Origin of the sequence: Streptomyces anatolicus (assembly GCF_019400875.1) — a bacterium.
Classification (GTDB): Bacteria; Actinomycetota; Actinomycetes; order Streptomycetales; family Streptomycetaceae; genus Streptomyces; species Streptomyces anatolicus.
In genome coordinates, this window is sequence record NZ_WMBF01000646.1 from 1 (window position 1) to 3,068 (window position 3,068).

Annotated in this window: 1 pseudogene; it reads left to right on the forward strand. The window is 71.9% G+C overall.

Features of this window, described 5'->3' with window-relative positions:
* Positions 1 to 49 precede the first annotated feature (49 nt).
* Positions 50 to 3,068: pseudogene (locus tag GKQ77_RS30835) on the forward strand (type I polyketide synthase); the annotation flags it as partial.

Sequence of the window (3,068 nt, forward strand, 5' to 3'; positions counted from 1 at the left end):
GGTGGAGGTGGAGTGGCCCGCGGTGTTCGCGGGTCGGGGGGCACGGGTGGTGGATCTGCCCACCTACGCCTTCCAACACCAGCGGTACTGGCTGGAGACCTCCGGGAGCGCCGTGAACGTGATCGCGGCCGGAGAGGGCACGACTGGACCGGCGGCAGGTTCGACGGCAGGTTCGACGGCAACCGGTCCGGCGGACGGCGGCGCGAGCGGCCACCGGTTCGCCGGGATGTCCGGGGCCGAGGCGGAGCGCGAGCTGCTGGAGGTGGTGTGCGCACACGCCGCCACCGTGCTGGGGCACACGACCGCGGAGGCGGTCCTGCCGGACAGCAAGTTCAAGGACCTCGGCTTCCAGTCGCTCTCCGCGGTCGAACTGAGCAAACGCCTGACCGCGGCCACCGGCCTGCGCCTCTCGCCGACGGCAGTGTTCGACCATCCGACACCGGCCGCGATCGCCCGGCATCTGCGCGGCGCGCTGCTCGGCGAGACGCCTTCCGCCGCCGAACCCGTCGCGACGACCACCGCGTCGGACGAGCCCATCGCCGTGGTGAGCATCGGCTGCCGTCTCCCCGGCGACGTGGGATCGCCCGAGGAGCTGTGGGACCTCGTCGCTTCCGGCGGTGAGGCGATCTCGGGTCTGCCGACCGACCGCGGCTGGGATGTCGAGGGGCTGTACGACCCCGACCCGGACCGGCCGGGCAAGAGCTACGTCCGTGAGGCCGGATTCCTCTCCGGCGCCGCCGAGTTCGACGCCGCCTTCTTCGGGATCAGCCCCCGCGAAGCCCTCGCCATGGACCCCCAGCAGCGGCTCCTGCTCGAGACCGCCTGGGAGGCGTTCGAGCGCGCGGGCATCCGCCCCGAGTCGGTGCACGGCACGCGGACCGGCGTATTCGTCGGCGCGGTGGCACTGGAGTACGGCCCCCAGCTCCACGAGGCCGCCGAGGGGATGGACGGCCTCCTGGTCACCGGCAAGATGACCAGCGTGATCTCCGGCCGACTGGCCTACTTCCTCGGCCTCGAGGGTCCGGCGATCACCGTCGACACGGCGTGCTCGTCGTCGCTGGTGGCGCTGCACCAGGCGGCGCAGGCGCTGCGCCAGGGAGAGTGCACCCTCGCGGTCGCCGGTGGCGTGTCCGTGATGGCGACCCCGGGCCTGTTCACCGAGTTCAGCAGGCAGCGCGGGCTGGCGGCGGACGGACGCATCAAGGCGTTCGCGGCCGCCGCCGACGGCACCGGCTGGGGCGAGGGCGCGGGCGTACTCCTGTTGGAACGCCTCTCGGACGCACGGCGCAACGGACACCCCGTGCTCGCCGTCATCCGTGGCTCGGCCGTCAACCAGGACGGCGCATCCAACGGCCTCGCCGCTCCGAACGGGCCTTCGCAGGAACGGGTCATCCGGCAGGCCCTGGCCAACGCCCGGGTCCAGGCCGACGAGGTCGACGTGGTCGAGGCCCACGGCACCGGCACCACCCTCGGTGACCCGATCGAGGCCCAGGCGCTGCTCGCCACCTACGGGCAGGGCAGGCCGGAGGAGAGGCCGCTGTGGCTGGGCTCGCTGAAGTCCAACATCGGCCATCTGGGAGCGGCGGCCGGCGTGAGCAGCGTCATCAAGATGGTGATGGCTCTGCGCAACGGCGTGCTGCCCAAGACGCTGCACGTCGACGAGCCGACCCCGCACGTCGACTGGTCGGCGGGCGCGGTGGAGCTGCTGACCGAGGAGCGGCCCTGGCCTGAGGTGGCACGTCCGCGCCGCGCCGGAATCTCCTCCTTCGGCGTCAGCGGGACCAACGTGCACCTGGTGCTCGAACAGGCTCCGGAGAGTGAGCAGGCGCCCGGTGGGGGCCAGCCGCAGCCGGCGGTGGTGACGGATGGGACGTTGCCGTGGGTGGTGTCCGCGAAGTCGGATGCGGCGTTGCGTGATCAGGCGCGGCGGCTCCTCGATCACCTGGACCAGCAGCCGCAGGCGACGCCAGCCGAGGTGGGGCACGCGCTGGTGGCGGGGCGCTCGGTGTTCGATCACCGCGCGGTCCTGATCGGGCGCGAACTGGCCGACTATCGCGGTGCGTTGGCGGCCCTGGCGGCCGGCGAGCCCTCTGCGAACGTCGTGACCACGACCGTGGCCGCTGAGCGCGGCAAGACGGTGTTCGTCTTCCCCGGGCAAGGGGCCCAGTGGGTCGGCATGGGCGTCGAACTCATGGCCACCAGCCCCGTCTTCGCCGAGCATCTGGCGGCGTGTGCGGCGGCGCTTGAGCCCTTCACCGGGTGGAACCTGATCGATGTGCTCAGCGGGGTGGAGGGTGCGCCCGGTTTTGACCGGGTGGATGTGGTGCAGCCCGCTCTGTGGGCGGTGATGGTGTCCCTGGCTCGGTTGTGGGAGCACTTGGGTGTGGTCCCTGACGCGGTGGTGGGTCACTCGCAGGGCGAGATCGCTGCCGCGCATGTGGCTGGGGTGCTGTCGTTGGAGGACGCCGCCCGGGTGGTGGCGTTGCGGTCTCAGGCCATCACGGGTATCGCGGGCCGGGGCGGGATGGTCTCGGTGCCGCTCGCCGTCTCTGACGCCTCGGCGCTGATCGCCGGATGGGAGGGCCGGATCGCCGTGGCCGCGGTGAACGGGCCCTCGTCCACCGTGGTCGCTGGTGACGCCGACGCGCTGACCGAGCTTGTGGCGCACTGTGAAGGGGAGGGCATCAGGGCCCGTCGTATCCCCGTCGACTACGCCTCCCACACCTCGCACGTAGAAGCCCTCCACGACCAACTGCTGGAGCTTTTGGCACCCGTCGAGCCGCAACCGGCCACCGTGGCCTTCTACTCCAGCGTCTCGGGCCACCTCGACGGCCCCATGGCCGACACCACGGTGATGAACGCCCAGTACTGGTACGACAACCTGGCCACCCCCGTCGACTTCCAGGGCGCCACCCGCTCCCTCCTCGACGACGGACACACCCTGTTCGTCGAGGCGAGCCCTCACCCTGTCCTGACGCACCCCCTCCAGGAGACCGCCGAAGAGCACGCGGGCACCGCCGAAGTCACCGTCACCGGCACCCTGCGCCGCGACGACGACACCTGGCAGC